Origin of the sequence: Bacillus sp. HMSC036E02 (genome assembly GCF_001836235.1) — a bacterium.
GTDB lineage: Bacteria > Bacillota > Bacilli > Bacillales > Bacillaceae_G > Bacillus_A > Bacillus_A cereus.
This window is the reverse complement of sequence record NZ_KV827816.1, coordinates 366,997-391,752: the sequence shown is the minus strand read 5'-3', so window position 1 is coordinate 391,752 and position 24,756 is coordinate 366,997. Positions and strand designations below refer to the sequence as shown.

Here is a 24,756-nt window from a genome sequence, read left to right as displayed (position 1 = left end):
ATGCTGCATATACAAAAAATTACGCCAGCGATGAAAGAAACAATCCGAATGTTCATGTGTGAGAACTGGGGAAGTTCATTGATGGTTTCACGTGGTAAGGGACATCAGTTAGAAGAGTTGCCAGGATTTGTTGCGCTCTTAGATGACAGAATAATCGGAATTATAACGTATGAAGTGATCGGGAATATGTGCGAAATTGTATCGCTAGATAGCTTTGAAGAAAGAAAAGGAATAGGGACGAAACTTGTGGATTGTGTATTACAAGTTGCAGAAGAAGAACGGTGCAGACAGGTTTGGCTTATTACAACAAATGATAATATGAATGCGTTACGATTTTACCAAAAACGTAATTTTGTAATGACTAATTTATATGTGAATGCGGTAGAGGAGGCACGAAAAATAAAGAAAGAAATTCCACGTATTGGATATGATAATATCCCAATTTTACATGAAATTCAGTTGGAGTATCGTTTAGTGAAATGATGTAACAATTTTCAGAAATGTGAGTTATTAATCTTGACGGATAGTGTAATTTAGGTTACCGTAAATTTGTAATCTATTACCATATTAAGGGGTGACGATGTGGCAACTATACGTGATGTTGCAAAATTGGCAGGTGTTTCAGTCGCAACCGTTTCACGAGTTATTAATGAAAAAGGATACGTTCATGAGGACACAGTAAAACAAGTAAAGGAAGCAATTGAAGAATTACGTTATAGGCCAAACAGTGCAGCGAAGCCACTATTTAAAGAGAATTCAACGATAATTGCATTACTTGTAGATAATTTATGTAACCAATCAAACATCACTTTGCTACATTGTATTGAGGAAATAGCATATAAAGAAGGTTATCAAATCATTATTTGTAATATAGAGAATAAAGATAGATACATACATATGCTGAAGCAAAATAACATTGCAGGTGTTATTTTGACAAGAGCAGTTTTTAAAAGTGTAGGAAAAATTCCATTTCCGTTTGTTGTGATCGATGAGCAACAATCACATGGAAATTATTATGAAAGTGGACAGAGAGCTGTTTCTTTATTAAAAGAGAAAGGGTGTCACTTTCTTGCATATTTCGGTGAGGGAGAAGAAAGTGAAGAAATGGAAGATCATATAGCAGGGTTTTTAGACGCTGTTTGGGATGAAGGAATCTCTTATCGAGAAGAATGTGTACAAGGGTATACAAATAAACAATTTATTACATTATTGCAAAACAATCCGTATGTAGATGGAATTGTAGCCTCAAGTGATCAGATTGCTATTGAGTTAATTCGGTCAGCGAGATTTCTAAATATACATATACCAGATAAATTAAAAATTGTTGGACCGAACGGGAGTATAGAGTGTGAATGGATAGGTTCATCACTACCGACAATTGAAAGCTATGTCAAAGATAACGGAAAAGTAGCTTTTCAACAATTAAAAGGAAAAATAAAAAAGTAAAAGGTGCGTTTTATACGCACCTTTTTATAATGTAATTGCGGCAATAAAGCCAAATATAAGTAACGGTATATTGTAATGTAGAAAAGTGGGTACACATGTATCCCATATATGATGGTGCTGACCATCAGCATTTAAACCGGATGTTGGTCCAAGGGTACTATCCGATGCTGGAGATCCTGCGTCACCTAGTGCTCCGGCTGTACCGATAATTGCAATTGTGGCCATTGGACTAAATCCAAGCTGAATGCAAAGAGGTACAAAAATGGTTGTTAAGATAGGGATGGTTGAAAAGGATGAACCAATTCCCATCGTAACGAGAAGTCCAATAACGAGCATAAGAAATGCAGCGAGTGGTTTGTTATTTCCGATTATATGTGCACTCGTTTGCACCAGAGATTCAACATGTCCTGTTTTTCGAAGAACAGCGCCGAATCCAGCGGCAGCAATCATAACAAAGCCAATGAAGGACATCATACGCATTCCGCTTGTTAATATCGCATCTGCTTCTTTAAGTGGTAGACTACCACTAACTGATAAGACGATAATACCTGCTAAAGCACCGAAAATCATTGATTCGGTTGTTAATTGAACAGTTAATGTAGCAATAATAGATAATAACCCGAAAGTAATGCTACGTTTTGTATAGGGAACGATTTCATTTTCGGTAGTATGAATTTGTTCTGTTTCATACGTACGAGGTTTTCGGTACGTAATGAATACCGCTACACATAATCCAATAATCATACCAATTGCTGGAATAGTCATTGCTTTTGGAATAAGTGTGACATCAAATGTAAGGCCGCTTTGCGCAGCGTTGGTTTGTAATACGTCATGATAAATTTTTCCGAATCCTGCAGGGATCCACATATAAGGAGTAATCAATCCAAATGTAATAATACATGTGACAAGTCTGCGATCCACTTTCAGCTCATTTAATACTTTTAAAAGTGCTGGAATTAAGATGGGGATGAAAGCAATGTGAACAGGAATCAAATTTTGTGAGAAACAAGCCATCGTTAAAATAATGAATAAAATAAGTATTTTAGAATAAACTTGTTTTTTCGTGTCTTGTTCATTGCCAATCCATTTTAATGCAGTTTGAATCATAGCATCTGGAAGTCCTGTTTTGGAAAGGGAAATAGCGAAACCACCAAGCATTGCATAACTTAAAGCGATTGGAGCACTATTTCCAAGACCAGTTGTAAAAGTGTTAATCGTTTCTGAAATACCGAGTCCGCCGATAATTCCGCCTGTTAAAGCTCCAACAATGATGGCGACAATGACCTGGACACGTAACAAACTAAGCAATAGCATAATTGCTACTGCGACGAGTACAGCGTTCATAATAAATGTAATCTCCCTAAATATTTATTCTGTTAAGACAAGTAAATATGAAATGTTTTGCTATGTTTATACATACTTGCGACATATTATTATAAAATGTTTTCTATGAAATGTAAAAGAGCCTTTTGTTACTAATGCTGAAAAGCTAGCTCTTGTTTAATTGATTGCAAAGAATTAGCGAATAATTCTGGTTCTTCTAAATCAGGAGAATGTGCTGAATTTGGGAACCAAATCATCTTTTTTATAGGCGCTTCAATAATATCGCAATATTCTTGAACGAGTGCATAAGGAGTTTGATAATCATAGCGACCAGAACAAAAATAAACTGGAATAGATAAACTTGAGATAGAAGAAAAGAAATCGATTGTCAGCATTTCTTCCCATAAAACGCCAGATTTTAAATTTCCTGCGAGAAACTTGAACCAATCTAATAGCGTATACTCAGGAGAAAAGAAACCTTTTCGTATGAAAGAAAAGGAAGATCCGTTTTGGATTGCGCCTCCAAATGTGCCAAGCCACTTTCTTTGAATAATGAGACGTCTCGTATCTAAAAATGGTGGTTTGCCTAATTTTAAAAGGGAAGCTAATGCCTTTTTATGATCATGTTTTTTTGCAGAATGAATTAAATGTTGATATAGCAATTCTTCATTTTGTTTCATATGTACAATTTGCCCAATACCGATGTAAGCCTCGATATACTTTGGATATTGATGTGCTATGTTAAGCCCAATAATACTTCCCCAAGAATGACCAGCGAGAAATAGTTTTTGTTTGTTGAACCTTTTAAGTACATATTGAATCACTTCTTTTGCATCGGAAACGAATTGTTCGATTGTGAAATTTGCTCCGAAATCTTTCAGTGAAAAGGATTTACCAGCCCCGCGCTGATCCCAATTAATAACAATAAATTGCTTCTCTAATTCTTTTTGAAAATGGCGAATAAATCCGATTTGTGCCATCCCAGGTCCGCCGTGACAGCATAATAAAATAGGTTGCTCTACGTTTTGTCCACGCATAAGGAGAGTTTGTTTTCGATTATTAATCATAACGCTTTCTATCGTAGCGATACTATTAGGAATGAGTTGTTTGTTTTCATTATAGAACTGAGGGGTGTAGCTACGAAAAAGCATATTGAAAACCTCCTTTTGTGAAATCGTATGAATCGCACAGGCTATTCATTTTGCATATACTGTTAGAAAATCATTGTAACATACCATACTAGTGTCATTTCAACACGGGAGGAGGGAAATTGTGACGATTGGAGAAATTATAGATGGTTTAAATAGACGTGAACCCATCGCTATTATAGCAAAACGTCTTGAAATAAGCCCGTATACATTATCGAAGAAATTAAGATTGATTGGATACGAATATGATGGAGAGCAGAAGAAACGTATTTTTGTAGGAGATGGAGAAGAACCACGTCACTTACAACTCCAAGAAGCGACCGCCCTTCAATATGAGAAAACAGATTATCAATTGTTAATTTATGAGCAATTACAAAGCATTTATGAATTATTAAGAAAAAGAGAAGAAGTAATTGTACCAATTATGAGTAAAAGTACAGAGAAGAAGAGACGAACCTTTTCTATTAATACAGAAATATTATCACAATTGGACCTTATATCAGAATCGAAAGGAGTTCAAAAATCTAAACTTGTAGAAGAGGCGTTGCACCAATTTTTACAGCAATATGAAGTTGACAAAACATCACATTTTGATAACTAAAGAAAAGGATACTATGTTCATTGGAAGAACGAGTATCCTTTTTATAATGTATATTACATATAAAATAGAGGATCAGTATAAATCCTTTATGGCGTGAAAAATGAAATTTATTATTAGAGAAACACTTAATTTACTTTTTGAATTCTTCCATCAATAACTGGCTGAATTGGTTCTTTTAATTGTTTTACGTAATCGACTAACGCTTCAAAGTCGTTTGGACCAGTTTCTGCATTTTTACCATTTTTAAATGATACGAATCCGTCACCGCCAGAAGCTAAGAAGGCATTTGCAACTACGCTATACATTTTAGATGGAGATAATTCTTCACCGTTTGTTAAACGTATATTTGTAACTTTTTCACCGTTTGGTTTATTTGCATCCCACGTATATTGAATACCTGAAATTTGAAGCATTCTTGTTGTTCCTTTTTGCCATTGCTGATTTAAAATATCGCGAATGTCTTGACCTGTTAAATCTACTTTAATTAATTGATTTCCAAAAGGTTGAATGCCGTATAACTCACCCCACGTAATATCACCAGCATCTAAGTCATTACGAATGCCACCAGGATTCATGAGGGCGATTTGAGTTTGCATTGTTTGACGCTGAGCATCGGCAACTAAATTTCCAAGAGTGGACTCACCAGCATCATTTTGTTTACGGTCGATAGGTGCTGTAGATTTTCCGACTACTTCATTTACAAGTGGTGCAATTTTTTCTTTATATTGATCTAGTTTTTTCTTTACTTGTTTATCAGGTTCTACACCTTCATGATACGTTGTAACAACTTCAGCTTTTTTCTTTACAATATCCTTTGTTTTACGATCAATTGTTACATCCACGTCTGAGAAAGCCGTTCCGTATGAATTTGCTTGGACAATTAGTTTATTATTTACTGTACCATTTACATACGTATGACTATGTCCACCGAAAATAACATCAACTTCTGGGTCTGTTTCATTTGCAATTCGAGTAAGATCGCCATTTGTTACCCCAGACTCATCGGTTGTTCCACCGACATGAGCAAGAACGACGATAGATTTAACGCCGAGACGTTTTAATTGTTGTGTTGATTTATTAATTGCTTCTACTTCATCAGTAATTTGTACATTGTTAAGCATCGTAGGCATAACGACATTTGGTGTATCAGTTGTAACAACCCCAATGAATCCTACAGGAACACCATCTACCATTTTTACAGTAAACGGTGGTAAAAATAAGCGGCCAGTTGATTTGTTGTAGAAGTTAGCAGCTACATAGGGGAAGTTAGCTCCTTTGAAATTTCCTGTTTTTTCATGATATCCACCGTAAATGAGGCGTTGCATTTCATCAATACCTTCATCAAATTCATGGTTTCCGATTGTACCAACATCAAATTTTAAGTCATTTAAAAATTCAATTGTCGGTTCATCTTGTAATAATGCTGAAACTGGTGGACTAGCTCCGACGATATCACCAGCATGTACGAGAAGTGTATTAGGGTTTTGTTTTTTACGTTCTTTTAAATAAGTAGCTAAGTAATCAGCGCCACCAGCTTCTTTATTATTGATTTTTTTAACAGTATCTAGTTGTCCATGGAAATCATTAATACCAAGCATTTGTACGTCTATGTAGCGGTTTTGTTCAGCTGGATTCTGAGATGGGGGAGCGGCAAATACGCTTGAAAAAGTAATGGTGCTTAAAACAGCAACGGCAGGAATAATTTTTTTCCACATAATATAATTCTCCTTTTTTTATAATCTGACATCATACGACATAATTTTAATAGATTCATAGGATTATAGCTACACAAAAATTTAGTATTTTCGAAAAATTAACATATTTACAAAAAGTGAATAATAGAGTAAAGACCCTTTTTTATTGTCGATTTCATCGTGTATCTACTATAATGGAGAAAAAAGTAAAAGGTGAGTAGCATGAAGAAAAAGAAACAAAGACAAATGCAAAGACAATCGCAAGTGAATCAACCAAAGAAAGAAACACTTACATTAGGCGATCAATTAAATGATTCACTCATGCAACAATTAAAGAGTAAGAAGAAAGAGTTGCAAGTGAGAGAAGAGGAAAAAGAGGCAGCTGAACTGGAAAGAAAGCGCCAAGAACAAAAAGAACGTGAAAAGAATAAATCATTTGAAGAACTGCTAAGTGAAAGTAACCTTACTTGGAAAGACTTTAAATAATAAAAAATGATCAGTGAAATACCACTGATCATTTTTTGACGAGCTTGTAAGAAAAGGGGAGTTAGAATGAGAAAAATTGTCGTTGTTCCACATGAAAACCATTGGAGTGAAAAATTTCAAATGGAGGCTAAAAGATTAAAATCAGCGATGCCAGAAACGGTAAAAATTCATCATATTGGAAGTACGTCAGTTCCTGGACTGGCAGCTAAACCTATTATTGATATGATCATGGAAGTAGAAAATATCGAAAGAGTAGATGGGTGGAATGAACGATTTATAGAGCTTGGTTACATCGTAAAAGGGGAAAATGGTATTTCAAGACGCCGATATTTTATTCATGGAACTGAAGAAAAACGTTCGTATCATTTACACGTGTTTGAAAAAGGAAATCCAGAGATAGTAAGGCATTTAGCATTTCGTGATTATATGATGGCTCATTGTGAAGAAGCAGAGACATATGCAACCTTAAAGAAAGAATTAGCCGAAAAGTATACATATGATGGCGCGTTATATACGGAAGGAAAAAATGAGTTTGTGCGCAATGTGGATGAAAAAGCGAAAGAATGGAGAAAAAATAACGTGAATGAATGAATTCACGTTATTTTTTAACTATATAAAAGTGTTATGTAAACTGTACGTATGTTTTGACTTTTGGGATGAATCTTGTTGAAATAAAGTTGTGGCTTATAAAAAATGTAACAATGAAAGGGAGACGACTGTGCATATTCCAACAACTACACTTCATAATGGCGTGAAAATGCCGATGATTGGTCTAGGCGTATATAAAGCGAAAGAAGGAGACGAAGTAAAGCAAGCAGTAAAAACAGCGTTAGAAGTTGGATACCGTTCGATTGATACAGCAACTGTATATGAAAATGAAAGCGGTGTCGGAGAGGCGATACGTGAATCAGGAATTCCAAGAGAAGATCTATTTATTACAACAAAAGTATGGAACGACGATCAAGGATATGAGGAGACACTCGAGGCATTTGAAAAGAGTTTAAAAAAATTACAAATGGACTATGTAGATTTATATTTAATACATTGGCCGGTAAGAGGGAAGTATGTTGATACGTACCGAGCTTTGGAAAAATTGTATGAAGAAGGTAAAGTGCGCGCGATTGGTGTTTCTAATTTTCATAAACATCATTTAGAACTATTATTACCAAATTGCAAAGTGAAGCCGATGGTAAACCAAGTGGAACTTCATCCGATGTTGACGCAATTTGAGTTGCGCAATTATTGTCAAGATGAGCAAATTCAAATGGAAGCATGGAGTCCGTTAATGAGGGGCGGAGAAGTATTCCAGCATCCAATCATTCAGGCTATTGCTAACAAATATGAAAAAACACCTGCACAAGTTATATTAAGGTGGGATATTCAAAGCGGGATTGTTACAATTCCTAAATCTGTTACACCATCTCGTATTAAAGAAAACTTTACTATTTTTGATTTTGCACTAACTGAAGAAGAGATACGTCAAATTAACACGTTGAATCGTGATTTACATGTAGGAACGAATCCTGATAAATATGATACGTTATAAAAAAGACTGTCTCCTGATACTGGAGACAGTCTTCTATTTATCGGTAATTCGATATTTTTAACGATGCAAAGCATATGTGTCATATTTAACAATCTTTTGAAGTTGTATATATTCTTCTTTCGTTAAAGGTAACTGTTGGCTAGCTCGTATATTTTCCTGTAATTGTTGAAGCGAGCTTGCACCAGGTATAACAGCTGCAACAGTCTTATTATGTAAGCAATATTGAATAGCTGTTCCTGTTAAAGAGCGTTCTCCAATCGTTTCTTTTACACTCGCTAGAGTTGTATGTAATTCATCGTAAGAATAAGAAAGATAATCCTTTTCCTTTACTCTTTCTATTTTTCTTGCATTGTTGTCAGTTAAAATTCCTTTTGCAAGTGGCCCGCGGGCAATGACGCTAATTTGGTGTTCATTCAGAAGTGGGAACCATTCTTCAGGGCGACGATTTAAAAGGCTATATTCCATTAGTACACTAACGATGTTTGAGCGTTTTGCATACTCACGAACGACATTTGGGCGTATAGAAGAAATACCGTAATGGCGAATAATACCTTCCTTTTTCAATTCTTCAAAAGCTTCAATTGTTTCATCTATTGGATCTTCAATCGTTCCGCCATGAAGTTGGTAAAGGTCAATATAATCAGTTTGAAGTCTACGTAAACTTTCCTTTACTTCAGTCTTTATGTAAGCTTTAGAAGGATCCCAAGACCAGCCATTTTTTTCTTCTGTCCAACGATTTCCAACCTTCGTTGTAAGTACAATTTGGTCTCTTCTTCCCTTCAAGGCTTTTCCAACAAATTCTTCATTTAATCCGTAATCATATAAATCTGCTGTATCAAAAAAATTAATTCCTAAATCGATCGCTTCATCGATAATATGCATAGCTTCTGTTTCAGATGTACCGAGAGACATACAGCCAAGGCCCATTTCTGTAACAAACAAATCTGAGTTTCCTAATTGACGTTTTTTCATAGGTCAACCTCCTTACCTTTATTGTACGAGAGGGAAAAGAGGTTGACAAACGTTTACTTTTCGCTGCGCATTAACTGCCCGTAAAAGCATGATTAATGTTTCACTTTATTTGCTGTAATCCACTCTTGTACAGTTGTATACTCTTTGCTATATTGCTTTAGCTTATGGCGAATTTGCCATGCTTTTCCGACTAAAGTGACGCGATTTGGTAAAATATAAACTTTCATTTCTATCACGCTCCTTTCAATGTGGTAAAATGTATGAGGAAAGAATAGGAAATAGAACAGGGAGATGAAGTAGTGTGAGTAATCTTGCAGAGAGAACAGTAAAAACTGAGCCGATTTTTGATGGTAGAGTTATAAAAGTTCGTGTTGATGATGTAGTATTACCAAATGGAGCAATGAGTAAACGTGAAATTGTAAATCACCCTGGTGCAGTTGCTATTATTGCTATTACTGATGAGGGGAAAATTGTGCTTGTTGAGCAGTATCGTAAAGCACTTGAAAAGGCGATTATAGAAATTCCGGCTGGCAAGTTAGAACCTGGTGAAAAACCTGAGGTAACAGCAGTTCGTGAACTAGAAGAGGAAACAGGATATGTATGTGAAAATATGGAGCTCATTACTTCTTTCTATACATCTCCAGGATTCGCAGATGAAATTTTATATGTATATAAAGCGACAGGTTTGACAAAAAAAGAAAATAAAGCTGAGTTAGATGAAGATGAGTTTGTGGAATTAATGGAAGTATCGTTAGAAGAAGCGATTACTCTTATGAAAGATCTTCGTATTCATGATGCGAAGACGATGTTTGCAGTACAATATTTACAACTACAAAAATAAACACTCGCCAAAGGCGAGTGTTTTTTAATTGATTTTTGCATATACACGTGCATCACTTAAGCTACCATCTGGTGCTAGGAAATCATTTTCCATTGTACCTTCTAGAATGAATTCTAGACGTTCTGCTAAGCTACATGCATTTATATTTGTTGCATCAGTACGAATTTCAATTCTTCTAGCGCCTAGTTTATCAAAGGCGAACTGAATTGCACCTTTAACAGCTTCGGTCATATAGCCTTGTTTTGTATAGGCACTATGTAGCCAGAAGTGAAGTGAAAACTTTGGAATATCCCAGTTTTCAGGCTTTAGTGTAATTGCTCCGATGAATGTACCAGATACTTTATCGTATAAGTGAAAATCAAGTGTTTCACGAAGTAAAAACTGTCCGTGAGCTTCGCGAACAATTTCTTCAGCACTCTCTTCTGTTTCAGCGTTAATTGGTATCCACGGTACTAAGTCTTCTAGAGAAGCTTGGATTGCTTCATATACTTCTGCACCATCACCTGGAAATGGTTTACGAACTTGCAAGCGTTCAGTTTGAAATAATGTTGGAAAATCTAATAATAATGGTTTCAAGAGAAATCCCTCCTATTCTCTACTTTTTAGTTTAGCAAAGTAGAGCGGAATTTCAATGTTAATTCGTCATACTTTTTTCTTTCTTTCATACATTTTTAATAAGAGTGTGAACGGAGGGAAGAAAAATGTGGCGAAAAAATTGGCAAGACCGTGTAATGTCTCACATACAGGAAAACTCTTCATTATATATATTTAACGTCGTTTTATTATTGATGGGAGTAATATTCGGAGCCATTCTGGTGAATAGTTTACAAATCAATCAAAAACAAGATTTATCATTTTATTTACAACGTTTTTTTGGACAAGTCTCTAAAGGAGAATTTGCTATTGCGGGCGAAATGTTTCGAGAAAGTTACTTTTCGCAATTAAAATACATCGGGTTTATTTGGATTTTAGGGATTTCAATTATTGGATTACCACTTATTTTTATTTTATTATTTGTAAAAGGAGTTGTCGTTGGATTTACAGTTGGTTTTTTAGTAAGTCAGCATGGATGGAATGGACTATTATTAGCATTTGTATCTGTTTTGCCACAAAATTTAATTATCATTCCAGTCTTTCTCGTTATGACAACTATTGCTGCAAGTTTTTCTTTACGGATGATTAGGCATCAATTTATTAGAAAAATAACCGAGCCACTATTACCATTATTAATCCGTTATACATGCTTCTTTCTCGTAATTGGAGTAGTGTTAGCACTTGCTTCTAGTGTGGAGGCTTACGCATCACCAGTTTTAATGAAAGAAGTCGTTGAGGCTATTAATAAAAAATGAATACTTTTTGAGAATAATTATCAATTTGTTTTTATTGTTTTTTCTTTTGACAGAAGCCCTTCTTCTGATATAATGGTGTAAGAGTGGCGAGGAGGGAGTAGTACCGAATGGAAGAAAGAATTGAACGAATTAAGAAGCAATTACATGCAGCGAGCTACAAATTAACACCGCAACGTGAAGCAACAGTTCGTGTGCTGCTAGAAAATGAAGAAGATCATTTAAGCGCAGAAGATGTTTACCTCCTTGTAAAAGAAAAGTCGCCAGAGATCGGATTAGCAACCGTCTATCGAACTTTAGAACTATTATCTGAGTTAAAAGTTGTCGATAAGATTAACTTCGGAGACGGTGTTTCACGCTATGACTTACGCCAAGAAGGTGCGCAGCGTTTCCACCATCATTTGATTTGTACACAATGTGGTGCTGTACAAGAAATACAAGAAGATTTACTTGGTGAAGTGGAAAGGAAAGTAGAACGAGACTGGAGCTTTAAGGTGAAAGATCATCGTTTAACATTCCATGGGATTTGTAAAAATTGTCAAGAAAATGAAACGGATGAAAAATAACCTTTTCCTATTTATCTAGGAAGAGGTTTTTTATTTGAATAAGGTATAAATTGGTGAAAGCTTGGCATATGTTGTAATAACTTATATTTTGGAGGAATTTACAATGCGCCGAGCTTTAAAATTAACTTTTGATGGAATAAAAGTATTTTTATTATTTACAAGTTGTACGATTTTGTTTTATTTCGCTATACTATGGATAAATGAAGAATATGAAAGCTATCATCGTTATGAAAAACCTAAAGAAGAGACTGTAGAAAAAGTATCAGGGAATGAAGAACCGGCAAAGGATGCTTTCGTAAATAGAATGATGTTTTTCTATGAAAATGGGGAGTAGTGTAGAGTGGAAGATCAATTAAAAGATTTTATTCATTATATGGTTGTCGAAAAAGGATTAGCAAAGAATACAGTAGTATCTTATGAACGGGATTTAAAAAGCTACGTAAAGTATTTGCAAAATGTGGAACAGACGAAAACTTTTCATGAAGTGACCCGTTTACACATTGTTAACTTTTTGCAGTATTTAAAAGAGAACGGAAAATCTTCGAAAACATTGGCGCGTCATATCGCATCAATTCGTTCGTTCCACCAATTTTTACTTCGTGAACGAGCGGTAGAACACGACCCATCCGTACATATTGAAACGCCACAAGGGGAACGGAAATTACCAAAAGTATTATCAGTTGATGAAGTAGAGGCGTTACTTCAAACACCAAAAATGACAAGTGCTTTTGGGATTCGTGATAAGGCGATGCTAGAGTTACTGTATGCGACAGGACTTCGTGTTTCAGAATTGATTGCACTCAATTTAGAAGATGTACATTTAACAATGGGATTTGTTCGTTGCATAGGGAAAGGGAATAAAGAAAGAATTATTCCACTAGGAAGTTTAGCAACGGAAGCGATTCAAAAGTATATTGAAAAAGGAAGAAGAGAATTAATGGGGAAAAAAGTAGTAGATGCACTCTTTTTAAACCATCATGGTAATCGATTATCAAGACAAGGATTTTGGAAAATATTAAAACGATTAGCGAAAGAAGCAAATATTGAAAAAGAGCTTACACCTCATACGTTGCGTCATTCGTTTGCTACGCACTTATTAGAAAATGGAGCAGATTTACGTGCTGTACAAGAAATGCTTGGACATGCAGATATTTCAACGACGCAAATCTATACGCACGTTTCAAAAACTAGATTAAAAGATGTATATAAACAGTTTCATCCGAGAGCATAGTTACTATGCTCTTTTTTTCATAGATTAAGAGGGGAAGAGCGTTTCACAGAAACTTCACAAACATTTCGTATATTGTTTTCAGCAGAAGACTGGAATATTACAATGTATTTCCTCTATACTAAATAAAGTATAAAGGAGGAAATGATGATGAAAAAACTGATTATAACTTTATTTATCGCGATGCTAGCGTTGGCTGGCTGTAATACAAACAAAGAAGAACCGAAAAAAGAACAGAAACTTGAAGCTGTAAAAGTAGCAGTACAAACAAATCCGAAAGAAATTAAACCAGGTGAAAAAACAGAAGTACAAGCACTTGTTACACAAGGGAAAGAAAAAGTAACGGATGCCGATGATGTAAAGTTTGAAATTTGGAAAGATGGCGACGAAAAACACGAGATGTTAGATGGTAAGCATAAAGGAAAAGGTGTTTATGCAGTAGAGAAAACATTCGAAACGGATGGAGTATACCATATTATCGCTCACACAAATGCACGTGAAATGCACGTTATGCCAGAAGTAAAAGTTGCTGTAGGAAATGCGAAAGTAGAAGATGCAAAAAAAGAAAATAGTGATCACAGTGCAGGACATGGAGATCATAAAAGTGACACAATGATCCATCTTATGGCTGGAGACATAAAGGCAAATGCTGAATCTACAATGAAAGTTCATTTAAAACAAAAAGAAGAAGCCCTAACTGGTGCTGAAGTACAACTAGAGATTTGGAAAGATGGTGTTGAAAAACACGAATTTATTCCAGCGAAAGAAGGGAATAAAGGAGAGTATGAAACAAAACATACTTTCAAAGAGAACGGTGCTTACAAAGTGAAAGTACATGTAAGAAAAGGCGAATTGCATGAACATAAAGAAGAAACAATAGAAGTAAAATAAAAAGTAGCTCTTTAGAGCTACTTTTTATTTTTAATATGAAGAAATAAATCATAAAAAAATTAGCACTTCGTTGCAGAATGGATTACAATAGAAGTGTGAAGAAAATGAGAAATTCTACGAAAATGTATTAAAAAGAAAGCGTAAACATGTTATGATATCAGTATCAGATGTCTGACATCTGACTTAGAAAAAACTAGAAATGTTTTTGAATCGTTTCAAGTAAACGAAATAGGTTAGAAAATGATTTAAAGAAGTACTGTTTGACAATGAGAATTCTTTTGGATAACAGTTTCACTTTATAGCGTTTTGAACATACTACAAGAAGTAGAACTGAACTTATAGGAGGTCGCAGTTATGAATAAATATAAACGTATATTCCTAGTCGTAATGGACTCTGTGGGAATCGGTGAAGCACCAGATGCTGAGCAATTTGGTGATTTAGGATCTGACACAATTGGTCACATTGCTGAACATATGAATGGGTTACAAATGCCTAACATGGTGAAATTAGGTCTTGGTAACATTCGAGAAATGAAAGGTATCTCTAAAGTAGAGAAACCACTTGGATATTACACAAAAATGCAAGAGAAATCTACTGGTAAAGATACAATGACAGGTCACTGGGAAATCATGGGCCTTTACATTGATACACCATTCCAAGTGTTCCCGGAAGGATTCCCGAAAGAATTACTTGATGAATTAGAAGAAAAAACAGGCCGTAAAATTATCGGTAATAAGCCAGCTTCAGGAACTGAGATTCTTGATGAACTTGGTCAAGAGCAAATGGAAACAGGCTCTTTAATCGTTTATACTTCTGCTGATAGCGTATTACAAATTGCAGCACACGAAGAAGTAGTGCCACTTGATGAGTTATATAAAATCTGTAAAATTGCACGTGAATTAACATTAGATGAGAAATACATGGTAGGTCGTGTTATTGCTCGTCCATTCGTTGGTGAACCTGGAAACTTTACACGTACACCAAACCGTCATGATTATGCACTAAAACCATTCGGCCGTACAGTAATGAATGAATTAAAAGATAGTGACTACGATGTAATTGCTATCGGTAAAATCTCTGATATTTATGATGGCGAAGGGGTAACAGAATCACTTCGTACGAAGTCTAACATGGATGGAATGGATAAGCTTGTAGATACATTAAATATGGACTTTACAGGTCTTAGCTTCTTAAACTTAGTTGACTTTGATGCATTATTCGGCCACCGCCGTGATCCACAAGGATACGGAGAAGCTCTGCAAGAATATGATGCACGTCTTCCAGAAGTATTCGCAAAACTAAAAGAAGATGATTTATTACTAATTACAGCAGACCACGGTAATGATCCAATTCATCCTGGTACTGACCATACACGTGAATATGTACCATTATTAGCATATAGCCCAAGCATGAAAGAAGGCGGACAAGAGTTACCACTTCGTCAAACATTTGCTGATATTGGTGCAACAGTAGCAGAAAACTTCGGTGTGAAAATGCCAGAATACGGAACAAGCTTCTTAAACGAGCTAAAGAAATAGGGGGATAAACAAATGAATCGTGAACTTATTACAAAATCAGCTTCATACTTAAAAGAGAAATTTCAAGAGACACCACAAGTAGGACTAATCCTTGGATCAGGACTAGGTGTATTAGCAGACGAAATTGAGAACGCAGTAACAGTACCTTACAGTGAAATCCCTGAGTTCCCAGTATCAACTGTAGAAGGCCATGCAGGTCAACTAGTATTCGGTACACTTCAAGGTGTAACAGTAGTAGCAATGCAAGGACGTTTCCACTTCTATGAAGGATACGACATGCAAAAAGTAACATTCCCAGTTCGTGTTATGAAAGAACTAGGTGTAGAAACAGTTGTTGTAACAAACGCAGCTGGTGGTGTAAATACATCATTTGAGCCAGGCGATCTTATGTTAATTTCAGACCACATTAACTTCATGGGTACGAATCCATTAATCGGACCAAATGATTCTGAAATGGGCGTACGTTTCCCTGATATGTCTACGTCATATACGGTAGAACTTCGCGAAATGGCGAAACAAGTTGCAGCAGACTTAAATATTAAAGTACAAGAAGGTGTATACGTAGGAATGACAGGTCCTGTATATGAAACACCTGCTGAAATTCGTATGCTTCGTACACTTGGCGGAGATGCAGTTGGTATGTCAACAGTACCTGAAGTAATTGTAGCGCGTCATGCTGGTATGAAAGTATTAGGTATTTCTTGTATTTCAAATATGGCAGCTGGTATTTTAGATCAGCCACTTCACCACGATGAAGTAATTGAAACGACAGAACGTGTTAAAGCGAACTTCTTAGCATTAGTAAAAGCAATCGTAAAACAAATGAAGGGGTGACCTCACAATGAGAATGGTGGACCTAATTGCAAAAAAACGTGACGGACATGCATTAACGACAGAAGAAATTAATTTTATTGTTGAAGGATATACAAATGGTGATATTCCTGATTATCAAGTAAGTTCACTTGCAATGGCAATTTTCTTCCAAGATATGAACGATCAAGAGCGTGCTGATTTAACGATGGCAATGGTAAATAGCGGTGATACAATCGACTTATCAGCTATTGAAGGTGTAAAAGTAGATAAGCATTCAACAGGTGGTGTTGGTGATACAACGACACTTGTATTAGGTCCATTAGTAGCTGCTTTAGATGTACCAGTAGCGAAAATGTCTGGACGCGGTTTAGGACATACTGGTGGTACAATTGATAAATTAGAAGCAGTCCCAGGATTCCATGTGGAAATTGAAAACGATGAATTCATGCGTCTTGTAAATGAAAACAAAATCGCAGTTATCGGCCAAAGTGGTAACTTAACGCCTGCTGATAAAAAGTTATATGCACTTCGTGATGTAACAGCAACAGTAAACTCAATTCCGCTTATTGCAAGTTCGATTATGAGTAAAAAAATTGCTGCTGGTGCAGATGCAATTGTTCTTGATGTAAAAACTGGAGCAGGTGCATTTATGAAAACGGATGAAGATGCAAAACGTTTAGCAGAAGCAATGGTACGTATCGGTAATAACGTTGGTCGTAACACGATGGCAGTTATTTCGGATATGAGTCAACCACTTGGTGAAGCTATTGGTAATGCACTAGAAGTACAAGAAGCAATTGATACATTACAAGGTAAAGGGCCGAAAGATTTAGAAGAGTTATGTTTAACACTTGGAAGTCAAATGGTGTACCTTGCCGGACAAGCTTCATCTTTAGAAGATGCACGTGAAAAGCTAATTGAAGTAATGAACAACGGAAAAGCGCTAGAATCATTTAAAACGTTCTTATCAGCGCAAGGCGGCGACGCATCTGTTGTTGATGATCCTTCTAAATTGCCACAAGCACAATTTAAAATTGAAGTGGAAGCGAAAGAAGACGGATATGTATCAGAAATCGTTGCAGACGAAATCGGAACAGCAGCAATGCTTTTAGGAGCAGGACGTGCAACGAAAGAGTCTGAAATTGATTTAGCAGTTGGTCTAATGCTGCGCAAAAAAGTAGGCGATAGCGTGAAGCAAGGTGAATCCCTTGTTACAATTTACGCAAACCGCGAAAATGTTGAAGATGTAAAAGCGAAAATTTATGAGAACATGAAGATTTCTAAAGAACATGTAGATGCACCAACTTTAGTACACGGTATCGTAACGAAGTAATAAAAAAGCTGAGGAGATTTCTCCTTGGCTTTTTTTACTATTTTTTGTTTATAATAATAATGGGTGAAATTATGATTAGAATTTGTGCAGTAACAAAAACAGATGAAGTATTATATGATGTTTCTCTAGAAGAAACAAAGAAAGACCATATTGTATGGTATTGGCTAGATTTATATAAGCCAACGAAAGAAGAGTATACATATATTCTGCAAGACCATTTTAAGTTCCATCCCCTTGCAATTGAAGACTGTATAGAATATGTACAGAGACCAAAAGTTGATTTTTATGATGGATATAACTTTTTAGTACTTCATGCATTTGGGGAAGATGGACTAGAACCGCACGAAATCGATTTATTTATTAGTGATCGTTATATTGTTTCTTTCCACTTTTCTCATAACAATGCAATCGAAAGAGTATGGAAAACACTTGGAGAAAAGAAGCGTATTAAAAATAGTCCTTTACACGTAGCTCATACAATTATCGACCAAATTGTAGATGACTATTTTGCGCCTGTATATTACATTGAGGATCATTTAAATGCAATTGATGATAATTTAACGGGGGAGACAGCAGGAAGTGTATTAGAAGAGGTATTTGATATACGTACAGATTTATCAAAGCTAAGGCGTACAATCATTCCGATGCGTGATTTATTATATCGTATTTTAAATTCGACTCGTTTTTACGGTATAAGCGATCATGAAATTTACTTTAAAGATATACATGATCATTTGCTTAAACTAACAGAAATGATTGAGGCAAGCCGAGAGTTAACAGCAGATATTCGGGATAGTTATTTTTCATTAAACTCACATCATATGAATAACATTATGAAAACATTAACTGTATTCTCGACTATTTTCATGCCATTAACATTTATTGCGGGAGTATATGGAATGAACTTTACGCATATGCCAGAGCTTGGTGGACAATATAGTTATTTTATTTGTCTACTTATTATGGCACTAATTGGCGGCGGAATGATGGCCTGGTTTTATAAAAAAGGATGGTTTAAGTAAAAAAACACCGAGGATTTCCTCGGTGTTTTTTTAACCAATAGCATGTAATACAAACATAGCTAAGAATAAGCATGTAATGATATACATAGATGGTGCGACTTCTTTACGCTTTCCAAGAGCAACTTTTAAGATAGGGTAAGCAATAAATCCGAACGCAATGCCATCAGCGATACTATATGTGAGCGGGATCATAACGATAATTAAGAATGCTGGAAATCCTTCTGAAAAGTCATTCAGAGGAATTTGTTGAATACTTGTAATCATCAGACCGCCAATAATAATTAAGATTGGTGCAATGGCACTATCAGGAATTAATTTGACAAATGGAAGAGCAAACAGTGATGCAAAGAATAGCAACCCAGTAACGATAGACGTCAGACCTGTCTTACCACCTGCAGTAATACCTGCGGCACTTTCTACTGTTGAAACGGTAGGACTTGTGCCAAATAGACCACATGTCATTGCTGAAATTGCATTGGCTTGGTAAGCACGTGGGAATTTACGATCATCTTCTAATAAACCGTGCAGAAGTCCCATGTTCTCAAAGATAAGCACCATGCTTAAAGAGAATGTTGCAATCCAAAATGGTAAGGAAGAAAGTTTCCCAAATGACATAGCTCCAAACACATCACCGTAATTAGCGAATGAGAATGAACTATTTCCCACTTGACTCGTATCCACAAGACCAAATAGCCAGGCGATACCAGTTCCTATTGCAATCGTCCATAAAAAGTTTCCACGTACGTTACGAATAAATAATACAAGTGCAATGATAAGAGTAAGTAATGTCGCAAGAACGACAGGATTACTTAATTTCCCCATTGCCACAGCAGTATTTGGGTTCGAAACGACTAAACCACCTTTTTGCAATCCGATAAACGCTAAAAATAATCCGATGCCGACAGTAATCGCTTCCTTTAATGACTTTGGAATTGATACTGATAGCACGCGAGCGATTGGTGTAAAAGCGGCAATTGCAAAAATAATACCAGAGATAAAGACAGCAGCCAATGCTTCTTGCCAAGTTAGTCCAAGCGTATGCACAGCTGTGTACGTGAAGAATGCATTTACACCCATACCCGGGACAAGAATAGCAGGTGCATTTGCCCAAAATGCCATGAGTAGACATCCGACAAATGAACTAAAAACAGTTGCTAAAATTCCAGCTTCAAGAGGAATGCCAGCATCTGATAAGATTGACGCATTTACAATCATAATATATACGATTGTGAAAAATGACGTAACTCCAGCTAATACTTCTTGTTTTGGTGATGTTTCGTGTAAACCTAATTTAAATGTTCTTTCAAGTATTCCTTTCATGTTAAACCTTCTTTTTCATATCCCTCTCCCACCCGTGATATCTCTTATGTAAGAGCTCACCGTTCTTTATTATATCAGAACATCATGTTTTTACAACAAGTAAAATGATAACGTTTACTTGTAAAGAGAATTCGTTATAAATACGTAAAAATAGCCCGTATGGATGAAATGATTTCTAATTCACCCGATTGAATGGGAGGGGCTGCTTGCGCATGTAAAGTAGCATAAGACGTAACCTCCCGTGGTAATTGGGCAGATTCTTCAACGAATGAGAGGGGAACAGGATTAATATTTAAATTATATGTACTCGCAATAGCACGAGCTTTTTCTACTGCTTGGTGCAGAGCTTGAATGAGAGCTTGCTCATAATATTTATTTGGATGAGATACTCGGAAACGTAAACCTTTTGCTACATTTGCGCCATTTGAAACGGCTATATCATATACTTCCCCAGCTTTTTGTACATTTAAAACGGTAATTTCATACAAATGCTCCACGCGGTATCCTTGTAGCAATGCTTTATCATTTACATATTCGTATTGAGGAGTAATCGTATAAGAAATCGTTTCTATATCTTTATCGGCAATACCAAGCTGTTTAAGTGCATCCAGCAATTGTTTGGATTGCACTGCATTTTCTTCTTGAGCCTGTTTTACATTTTTATCATCTGTTCGAATGCCAAGCGTTAATATAACAACATTCGGTTTTGCTTTGACAACGCCTTCGCCTTGTACAGTAATAGTAGCTTCTTTACCAGTATTAGCTGTGCGTACGTTGTGTAAATAAGGATTCATTCCACCCTGCATTTTCCATCACCATCCTTTTTATATGTATATGTGTGAACAAAAAAGAAATTTATATGAAAAAAGTTACATAAATGAGAATGTTGAGGAAAGAAAGCATGTACAACATAGGTATTTATAGATTATAATATGTGTAAATATGATAAAAAAGGGACGAGGCTATTGAACGAAAAAAGAGAAACACTGATTTTAGATTTATCTGCATCATTTCGAAAAATGATACGTTTATTACAAAATGATATTAATACACGTTTTGCAGAACATATGCCATATAATGAATTTTCTGTATTACGTGCGTTATTTTTAAAGAGTCCACAGATGGCTTCGCAAATTGCGAGTGAAGTAAACGTAACCTCCAGTCATATTACAGCTGTTACAGATCGTCTCGTACGAAAAGGATTAGTAGAAAGAAAACGTTCTAATTCAGATCGTCGAATCGTGTATTTAGAAATTACAGAGCACGGAAGAGAAGTAACTGAAAAACTTGAAGCTGTGCGTAAAGAATATTATAAAGAGAGATTTAAAGGTTGGAGCGACCAAGAAATAGAAATGGTCTTAGAACTATTTGGCCGCGTATTATAATAAATGAGGATAGGAAGCGAAAGCATTCCTATCCTTTTTCTTTTGAATAAAAATATTTTGAAACTCCGATACTTTAATTAAAAGATCGGAGGAAAGATTATGAAATATATTGCTGCACTTACCATTTTATTTGGTGGTTTTTTCTATTTTCAAACATTTACGTACGCAGATACGCCTATCCAAGTGGTACGAAAAGAAGTGAAGTACATTGAAACCGATAATACAGTCTTATATTCGAAATTATGGGTTCGTTCTATGCAAAACGCAGTATTATTCCACCATAGCGATAATATTCGTAATCAGGACACATTACGTAATGTAACAAGTTCATCGCTTGTTAAAGCGAAACAACTATCTTTTCAGAAAGCAGCACTCTATATACCGAGACTATCGCAATACGTATCAAAAATAGGAAAAGAAAATATTCAAGTGTACTACATTGCGATTCACTATAATGTGAAAAAAGAAAATGCATATCAATTAGATGGCATGAACTATTTTCTACAAGTATTTGTGAAAGAGCGTGGGGAATGGAAAATTGCTGAAAGTGTAGTTGCACCGACAGAGCAAATTGTGCAAAATGGTGATGGATTTGGGATGAAAGAAGAGATGGTGTATGGGGATAGGAGAGAGAATGTGAAATAACCTCTTTATTTAGATAGGGACATATATAATAAAAAGCATTGCTCTTGTGCAATGCCTTTTTATTTAGTTCATATAAGAGTTAAATAATTCATAACATCTTTCTTTTGTCAGCTTCTATTAATGCCATTGTTCCGTTTTTATAGTTTCACATCTATAATGCTTTTTGAAACATGTATTCATCACCTTAATGTATGTTTATTTCCCTCCAAAAGCAAACTTCAATTTTAATAGACGTGTAAAAATGAAGTAACTTATGATAGCGAATAGGAAAAATCCAACATAATAAGACAGAAGTGCATCTCGTCCACCTAATATTCTACCGCCAAGCAGTCCGAAGCATAGAACAGTGCAAATCATGAACCATTTTTGCAAGTTAGGAAACAATAGTATTTTTCCGTTTTGTTCGTTTGGTGTACGTGTGTATAGAAAGGTTGCCATTGATAAAAAGATAATGATGTAAGCAGATGGTGTTAATAGTGTCCAAGGAGAAGGTACAAAAGTATGCTCCATTGGATTGTCCTGTGGTACACTAGAAAGTTTATTGCCATAGTTATCAAATGTTTCTATCGGGTGGTAATCATAAGTAATAGAAAAAGATTCTAATGGTGAAATGATATCTATATGTTGCAAGTACTCATGAGTACGTTGCTCTATTTCTCCCATTGCATCTAAAGACCATTGTGTATGGGAATAAATGAATCCGGAAATTAACAATCCAAAACCGTATGGTAAAAATAATAGAATGATAGCTAAACTACTTTGAGAGAATATATGTCCAGTAATGGTTCCGATAAATAAGGTGAATGTATAAATAGCGATAAGTACAACCGTAGCATATAGAAAGTAACTATAGAACGGAGTAAAGATTTGATACTCATTGTGAAACGACATGTTCTTTATTCCGTACATGCTAAGCCAGCAAACAATTTGCACTGTAATAATATTCAAAACACCAAGCCACCATTTTGTTAAAAAAATATCTTTTCGTTTAAAAGGCATTGAGAAGAGAAAATCAGTTGATTGATTGTTACGTTCCCACCCAATTAAAAGACAAGCAAGTGCAATAAGAGTAACTCCTTGAAAGAGGACGGCACCATCAGATGCGTGAAAATAGTAGGAGTAGTAATATGCATAGTCATCAAACTTCATTTTTGATTGTTTTAGCTGCATTTGCGCTTCTTGATAATATTTATAAGGTAGTTGATATAAACTAATTAACCAAAATAATAGAATTATATATTTTCCTTGCTTCCATTGCCTTATCCATAAAGCTTTATGAAACATGCGAATCCTCCTCAAACGTTGTGATAAAAATATCTTCGAGCGACATGGCTAATTCTTCAATGAGCAGTGGCTGTTCTTTATGAAACTTTTCTAATGTAGCTGCCACATTTCCCTCAATTAAGATTGTATATACTTTTCCTGTTTGATTTAATATTTTAATATTGCTTAAGTTTTCTAGTTTTTGAGGTAGTGAACGTTCATAAGCAACTTGTATTTTAGCAAATCGTGATTTTGCATCGTCTAGTGATGTAATAGACGAGATAGTATGGCCTTTTAATATAATAATTGTATCTGCAATTTGTTCTACTTCATCTAAATGGTGAGTGGAGATGAAAATGGTAATCTCTTTTTCTGCAACTTCTCCAACGAGAAACTGTAAAATTTTCCTTTTCACGATAGGATCAAGTCCATTTGTCGGTTCATCTAAAATGATATATTCTGCCTTTGTAGAAACGGCTAAAATGATGGCGAGCAGTGCTTTCATTCCTTTTGAATAACTACGAATTCGTTTATTTGGTAAGTTAAAACGTTCTAACAGTTCATAGAAATGTGTTTCATCAAATGCGGTATAAACTTCTTTATAAAACTTTACGATTTCTTTTATCGTATAGCCGTTCAGTATATTAGTAGAATCAGGAACATATACAATTCTTTGCTTTATTTCAGGAAACTGATGAATGTTTGTATCTTCATATGTAACAGTTCCCTCGTCTGGGTCTAAAATACCGACCATCGTTCGCAATAAAGTTGTTTTCCCCGCACCGTTTCTTCCGAGTAATCCGATGATACTCCCTCTTTGCAATGTGAAAGAAACATCGTCTAAAATTGTTTGATTATCAATTGTTTTCTTCAAGTTTGTCACTTTCAACATCCGTATTCCCTCCAATCTCTTTATAGTATGAATCTATCCAATCATGAATTTTATCTTTCGTAATACCAAGATAAGAGGCTTCTAATAGTAATTGATGAAATTGCTTTTCAACCATAGCGATTTTCCTTTCGTCTAATGTTGGGGTAATCGATTGGGATACAAATGTTCCTTTTCCTCGTAACGTTTCAATAATTCCTTGTCGCTCTAACTCTTGATACGCTTTACTCACTGTATTTGGATTTATAACGAGTAAAGAAGCGAGTTCGCGTACAGAAGGAAGTTTATCACTTGGAGCCAACATGTTTTTCAATACGAGTTCTTTTATATTTTGAACAATTTGTTCCCATATCGGAGTGTTGCTTCTTGGGTCAAGTTGAATATGCAAGAGCAATGTCTCCTTCCTCATATGTATTAAGTGTACTACTGTATGTAATACACTTAATACAATATAGGGGA

At 35.5% G+C, this 24,756-nt stretch carries 29 protein-coding genes; 18 read left to right on the top strand and 11 right to left on the bottom strand.

Going from position 1 to position 24,756, the window contains the following annotated elements:
• Both HMPREF2590_RS06390 and HMPREF2590_RS06385 read left to right on the top strand, forming a co-directional pair.
• The gene (locus HMPREF2590_RS06390) at positions 1 to 483 is read left to right on the top strand and encodes a GNAT family N-acetyltransferase (protein WP_000902432.1); all 483 of its coding nucleotides are present in this window, start codon (positions 1 to 3) and stop codon (positions 481 to 483) included.
• 99 nt (positions 484 to 582) lie between these two features.
• The gene (locus tag HMPREF2590_RS06385) at positions 583 to 1,446 is read left to right on the top strand and encodes a LacI family DNA-binding transcriptional regulator (protein WP_000201351.1); all 864 of its coding nucleotides are present in this window, start codon (positions 583 to 585) and stop codon (positions 1,444 to 1,446) included.
• A gap of 24 nt (positions 1,447 to 1,470) precedes the next feature.
• On the opposite strand, the gene HMPREF2590_RS06380 is transcribed toward HMPREF2590_RS06385, so the two are convergent.
• Positions 1,471 to 2,790: a Na+/H+ antiporter family protein gene (locus HMPREF2590_RS06380; protein WP_000994808.1), complete on the bottom strand. Its 1,320-nt coding sequence runs from the start codon at positions 2,788 to 2,790 to the stop codon at positions 1,471 to 1,473.
• A 131-nt stretch (positions 2,791 to 2,921) separates the two neighbouring features.
• Complete coding sequence (locus HMPREF2590_RS06375) at positions 2,922 to 3,920, bottom strand: alpha/beta fold hydrolase (protein WP_000898966.1); 999 nt, start codon at positions 3,918 to 3,920, stop codon at positions 2,922 to 2,924.
• Positions 3,921 to 4,041: 121 nt separating this feature from the next.
• On the opposite strand from HMPREF2590_RS06375, the gene HMPREF2590_RS06370 reads away from it, so the two are divergent.
• Positions 4,042 to 4,518 (top strand): ribbon-helix-helix domain-containing protein, encoded by a 477-nt coding sequence (locus HMPREF2590_RS06370; RefSeq protein WP_000151927.1) that lies wholly within the window; start codon positions 4,042 to 4,044, stop codon positions 4,516 to 4,518.
• Between the two features lie 125 nt (positions 4,519 to 4,643).
• On the opposite strand, the gene HMPREF2590_RS06365 is transcribed toward HMPREF2590_RS06370, so the two are convergent.
• Positions 4,644 to 6,233 carry a bifunctional metallophosphatase/5'-nucleotidase gene (locus HMPREF2590_RS06365; RefSeq protein WP_000265548.1) on the bottom strand — a complete coding sequence of 530 codons (1,590 nt, stop codon included), beginning with the start codon at positions 6,231 to 6,233 and terminating at the stop codon, positions 4,644 to 4,646.
• A gap of 201 nt (positions 6,234 to 6,434) precedes the next feature.
• Here HMPREF2590_RS06365 and HMPREF2590_RS06360 point away from each other — a divergent pair, with 201 nt between their 5' ends.
• The 3 genes from HMPREF2590_RS06360 (at position 6,435) to HMPREF2590_RS06350 (ending at position 8,244) form a co-directional block, all read left to right on the top strand.
• Positions 6,435 to 6,698 (top strand): YqkE family protein, encoded by a 264-nt coding sequence (locus tag HMPREF2590_RS06360; protein WP_000727561.1) that lies wholly within the window; start codon positions 6,435 to 6,437, stop codon positions 6,696 to 6,698.
• 66 nt (positions 6,699 to 6,764) lie between these two features.
• Positions 6,765 to 7,289 (top strand): GrpB family protein, encoded by a 525-nt coding sequence (locus HMPREF2590_RS06355; RefSeq protein ID WP_001227188.1) that lies wholly within the window; start codon positions 6,765 to 6,767, stop codon positions 7,287 to 7,289.
• A gap of 127 nt (positions 7,290 to 7,416) precedes the next feature.
• Positions 7,417 to 8,244: an aldo/keto reductase gene (locus HMPREF2590_RS06350; protein ID WP_000547994.1), complete on the top strand. Its 828-nt coding sequence runs from the start codon at positions 7,417 to 7,419 to the stop codon at positions 8,242 to 8,244.
• Between the two features lie 57 nt (positions 8,245 to 8,301).
• Here HMPREF2590_RS06350 and HMPREF2590_RS06345 read toward each other — a convergent pair whose 3' ends face one another.
• Positions 8,302 to 9,216, bottom strand: a complete 915-nt coding sequence (locus HMPREF2590_RS06345; RefSeq protein WP_000747213.1) for an aldo/keto reductase — start codon at positions 9,214 to 9,216, stop codon at positions 8,302 to 8,304.
• Between the two features lie 92 nt (positions 9,217 to 9,308).
• Positions 9,309 to 9,443, bottom strand: a complete 135-nt coding sequence (gene mciZ, locus HMPREF2590_RS06340; RefSeq protein ID WP_000870302.1) for a Z-ring formation inhibitor MciZ — start codon at positions 9,441 to 9,443, stop codon at positions 9,309 to 9,311.
• Positions 9,444 to 9,517: 74 nt separating this feature from the next.
• Between mciZ and HMPREF2590_RS06335 the strand changes: the two genes are divergently transcribed.
• Entirely contained in the window at positions 9,518 to 10,057 is a 540-nt protein-coding gene (locus tag HMPREF2590_RS06335; protein ID WP_000067041.1) for an NUDIX hydrolase, read from the top strand.
• A gap of 24 nt (positions 10,058 to 10,081) precedes the next feature.
• On the opposite strand, the gene HMPREF2590_RS06330 is transcribed toward HMPREF2590_RS06335, so the two are convergent.
• A complete protein-coding gene (locus tag HMPREF2590_RS06330; RefSeq protein WP_000803480.1) occupies positions 10,082 to 10,633 on the bottom strand; it encodes a GNAT family N-acetyltransferase in 552 nt (183 codons plus the stop codon).
• A gap of 155 nt (positions 10,634 to 10,788) precedes the next feature.
• Between HMPREF2590_RS06330 and spoIIM the strand changes: the two genes are divergently transcribed.
• From spoIIM to corA, 9 genes are all read left to right on the top strand, one after another.
• Positions 10,789 to 11,406 (top strand): stage II sporulation protein M, encoded by a 618-nt coding sequence (gene spoIIM / locus HMPREF2590_RS06325; RefSeq protein ID WP_227595443.1) that lies wholly within the window; start codon positions 10,789 to 10,791, stop codon positions 11,404 to 11,406.
• 107 nt (positions 11,407 to 11,513) lie between these two features.
• Positions 11,514 to 11,969 carry a ferric iron uptake transcriptional regulator gene (gene fur, locus HMPREF2590_RS06320; RefSeq protein WP_000392657.1) on the top strand — a complete coding sequence of 152 codons (456 nt, stop codon included), beginning with the start codon at positions 11,514 to 11,516 and terminating at the stop codon, positions 11,967 to 11,969.
• A gap of 103 nt (positions 11,970 to 12,072) precedes the next feature.
• Positions 12,073 to 12,303 carry a YqzK family protein gene (locus HMPREF2590_RS06315; RefSeq protein WP_001250432.1) on the top strand — a complete coding sequence of 77 codons (231 nt, stop codon included), beginning with the start codon at positions 12,073 to 12,075 and terminating at the stop codon, positions 12,301 to 12,303.
• 6 nt (positions 12,304 to 12,309) lie between these two features.
• On the top strand, positions 12,310 to 13,200 hold the full coding sequence (gene xerD / locus HMPREF2590_RS06310) for a site-specific tyrosine recombinase XerD (RefSeq protein ID WP_000390088.1): 891 nt from the start codon (positions 12,310 to 12,312) through the stop codon (positions 13,198 to 13,200).
• Between the two features lie 147 nt (positions 13,201 to 13,347).
• Positions 13,348 to 14,088 (top strand): FixH family protein, encoded by a 741-nt coding sequence (locus tag HMPREF2590_RS06305; RefSeq protein ID WP_000733456.1) that lies wholly within the window; start codon positions 13,348 to 13,350, stop codon positions 14,086 to 14,088.
• 354 nt (positions 14,089 to 14,442) lie between these two features.
• Positions 14,443 to 15,627 carry a phosphopentomutase gene (deoB, locus tag HMPREF2590_RS06300; RefSeq protein ID WP_001046079.1) on the top strand — a complete coding sequence of 395 codons (1,185 nt, stop codon included), beginning with the start codon at positions 14,443 to 14,445 and terminating at the stop codon, positions 15,625 to 15,627.
• 12 nt (positions 15,628 to 15,639) lie between these two features.
• The gene (locus HMPREF2590_RS06295; RefSeq protein WP_001078446.1) at positions 15,640 to 16,461 is read left to right on the top strand and encodes a purine-nucleoside phosphorylase; all 822 of its coding nucleotides are present in this window, start codon (positions 15,640 to 15,642) and stop codon (positions 16,459 to 16,461) included.
• Between the two features lie 7 nt (positions 16,462 to 16,468).
• Positions 16,469 to 17,773, top strand: a complete 1,305-nt coding sequence (locus HMPREF2590_RS06290; RefSeq protein ID WP_001243069.1) for a pyrimidine-nucleoside phosphorylase — start codon at positions 16,469 to 16,471, stop codon at positions 17,771 to 17,773.
• Between the two features lie 59 nt (positions 17,774 to 17,832).
• Positions 17,833 to 18,795 (top strand): magnesium/cobalt transporter CorA, encoded by a 963-nt coding sequence (gene corA / locus HMPREF2590_RS06285; RefSeq protein WP_002005674.1) that lies wholly within the window; start codon positions 17,833 to 17,835, stop codon positions 18,793 to 18,795.
• 30 nt (positions 18,796 to 18,825) lie between these two features.
• Here corA and HMPREF2590_RS06280 read toward each other — a convergent pair whose 3' ends face one another.
• On the bottom strand, positions 18,826 to 20,115 hold the full coding sequence (locus HMPREF2590_RS06280) for an NCS2 family permease (protein ID WP_000676240.1): 1,290 nt from the start codon (positions 20,113 to 20,115) through the stop codon (positions 18,826 to 18,828).
• A gap of 134 nt (positions 20,116 to 20,249) precedes the next feature.
• Entirely contained in the window at positions 20,250 to 20,921 is a 672-nt protein-coding gene (locus HMPREF2590_RS06275) for an SIMPL domain-containing protein (RefSeq protein WP_001161448.1), read from the bottom strand.
• A 159-nt stretch (positions 20,922 to 21,080) separates the two neighbouring features.
• On the opposite strand from HMPREF2590_RS06275, the gene HMPREF2590_RS06270 reads away from it, so the two are divergent.
• Together HMPREF2590_RS06270 and HMPREF2590_RS06265 are read left to right on the top strand one after the other, a co-directional pair.
• A complete protein-coding gene (locus tag HMPREF2590_RS06270; RefSeq protein ID WP_001003305.1) occupies positions 21,081 to 21,500 on the top strand; it encodes a MarR family winged helix-turn-helix transcriptional regulator in 420 nt (139 codons plus the stop codon).
• Positions 21,501 to 21,599: 99 nt separating this feature from the next.
• Positions 21,600 to 22,145 carry a hypothetical protein gene (locus HMPREF2590_RS06265; RefSeq protein WP_000873785.1) on the top strand — a complete coding sequence of 182 codons (546 nt, stop codon included), beginning with the start codon at positions 21,600 to 21,602 and terminating at the stop codon, positions 22,143 to 22,145.
• A 195-nt stretch (positions 22,146 to 22,340) separates the two neighbouring features.
• Here the strand turns inward: HMPREF2590_RS06265 and HMPREF2590_RS06260 are convergent, their stop codons facing one another.
• The 3 genes from HMPREF2590_RS06260 to HMPREF2590_RS06250 are packed head-to-tail and all read right to left on the bottom strand — an operon-like array spanning position 22,341 to position 24,685.
• Complete coding sequence (locus HMPREF2590_RS06260; protein WP_000468501.1) at positions 22,341 to 23,429, bottom strand: ABC transporter permease subunit; 1,089 nt, start codon at positions 23,427 to 23,429, stop codon at positions 22,341 to 22,343.
• Positions 23,419 to 24,300, bottom strand: a complete 882-nt coding sequence (locus tag HMPREF2590_RS06255) for an ABC transporter ATP-binding protein (protein ID WP_044584825.1) — start codon at positions 24,298 to 24,300, stop codon at positions 23,419 to 23,421. The genes HMPREF2590_RS06260 and HMPREF2590_RS06255 overlap by 11 nt, the downstream gene beginning before the upstream one ends.
• Entirely contained in the window at positions 24,266 to 24,685 is a 420-nt protein-coding gene (locus HMPREF2590_RS06250) for a GntR family transcriptional regulator (RefSeq protein ID WP_000548027.1), read from the bottom strand. Before HMPREF2590_RS06250 ends, HMPREF2590_RS06255 begins: the two co-directional genes overlap by 35 nt.
• Positions 24,686 to 24,756: the final 71 nt, after the last annotated feature.

Excerpts from the sequence above, each read along its gene's own strand:
- HMPREF2590_RS06390 (WP_000902432.1), top strand. The coding sequence starts at position 1 with ATGCTGCATATACAAAAAATTACGCCAGCGATGAAAGAAACAATCCGA.
- HMPREF2590_RS06380 (WP_000994808.1), bottom strand. The coding sequence starts at position 2,790 with ATGAACGCTGTACTCGTCGCAGTAGCAATTATGCTATTGCTTAGTTTG.
- HMPREF2590_RS06375 (WP_000898966.1), bottom strand. The coding sequence starts at position 3,920 with ATGCTTTTTCGTAGCTACACCCCTCAGTTCTATAATGAAAACAAACAA.
- HMPREF2590_RS06365 (WP_000265548.1), bottom strand. The coding sequence starts at position 6,233 with ATGTGGAAAAAAATTATTCCTGCCGTTGCTGTTTTAAGCACCATTACT.
- HMPREF2590_RS06360 (WP_000727561.1), top strand. The coding sequence starts at position 6,435 with ATGAAGAAAAAGAAACAAAGACAAATGCAAAGACAATCGCAAGTGAAT.
- HMPREF2590_RS06355 (WP_001227188.1), top strand. The coding sequence starts at position 6,765 with ATGAGAAAAATTGTCGTTGTTCCACATGAAAACCATTGGAGTGAAAAA.
- HMPREF2590_RS06345 (WP_000747213.1), bottom strand. The coding sequence starts at position 9,216 with ATGAAAAAACGTCAATTAGGAAACTCAGATTTGTTTGTTACAGAAATG.
- mciZ (WP_000870302.1), bottom strand. The coding sequence starts at position 9,443 with ATGAAAGTTTATATTTTACCAAATCGCGTCACTTTAGTCGGAAAAGCA.
- spoIIM (WP_227595443.1), top strand. The coding sequence starts at position 10,789 with ATGTCTCACATACAGGAAAACTCTTCATTATATATATTTAACGTCGTT.
- fur (WP_000392657.1), top strand. The coding sequence starts at position 11,514 with ATGGAAGAAAGAATTGAACGAATTAAGAAGCAATTACATGCAGCGAGC.
- HMPREF2590_RS06315 (WP_001250432.1), top strand. The coding sequence starts at position 12,073 with ATGCGCCGAGCTTTAAAATTAACTTTTGATGGAATAAAAGTATTTTTA.
- HMPREF2590_RS06305 (WP_000733456.1), top strand. The coding sequence starts at position 13,348 with ATGAAAAAACTGATTATAACTTTATTTATCGCGATGCTAGCGTTGGCT.
- deoB (WP_001046079.1), top strand. The coding sequence starts at position 14,443 with ATGAATAAATATAAACGTATATTCCTAGTCGTAATGGACTCTGTGGGA.
- HMPREF2590_RS06295 (WP_001078446.1), top strand. The coding sequence starts at position 15,640 with ATGAATCGTGAACTTATTACAAAATCAGCTTCATACTTAAAAGAGAAA.
- HMPREF2590_RS06290 (WP_001243069.1), top strand. The coding sequence starts at position 16,469 with ATGAGAATGGTGGACCTAATTGCAAAAAAACGTGACGGACATGCATTA.
- corA (WP_002005674.1), top strand. The coding sequence starts at position 17,833 with ATGGGTGAAATTATGATTAGAATTTGTGCAGTAACAAAAACAGATGAA.
- HMPREF2590_RS06280 (WP_000676240.1), bottom strand. The coding sequence starts at position 20,115 with ATGAAAGGAATACTTGAAAGAACATTTAAATTAGGTTTACACGAAACA.
- HMPREF2590_RS06275 (WP_001161448.1), bottom strand. The coding sequence starts at position 20,921 with ATGCAGGGTGGAATGAATCCTTATTTACACAACGTACGCACAGCTAAT.
- HMPREF2590_RS06265 (WP_000873785.1), top strand. The coding sequence starts at position 21,600 with ATGAAATATATTGCTGCACTTACCATTTTATTTGGTGGTTTTTTCTAT.
- HMPREF2590_RS06260 (WP_000468501.1), bottom strand. The coding sequence starts at position 23,429 with ATGTTTCATAAAGCTTTATGGATAAGGCAATGGAAGCAAGGAAAATAT.
- HMPREF2590_RS06255 (WP_044584825.1), bottom strand. The coding sequence starts at position 24,300 with ATGTTGAAAGTGACAAACTTGAAGAAAACAATTGATAATCAAACAATT.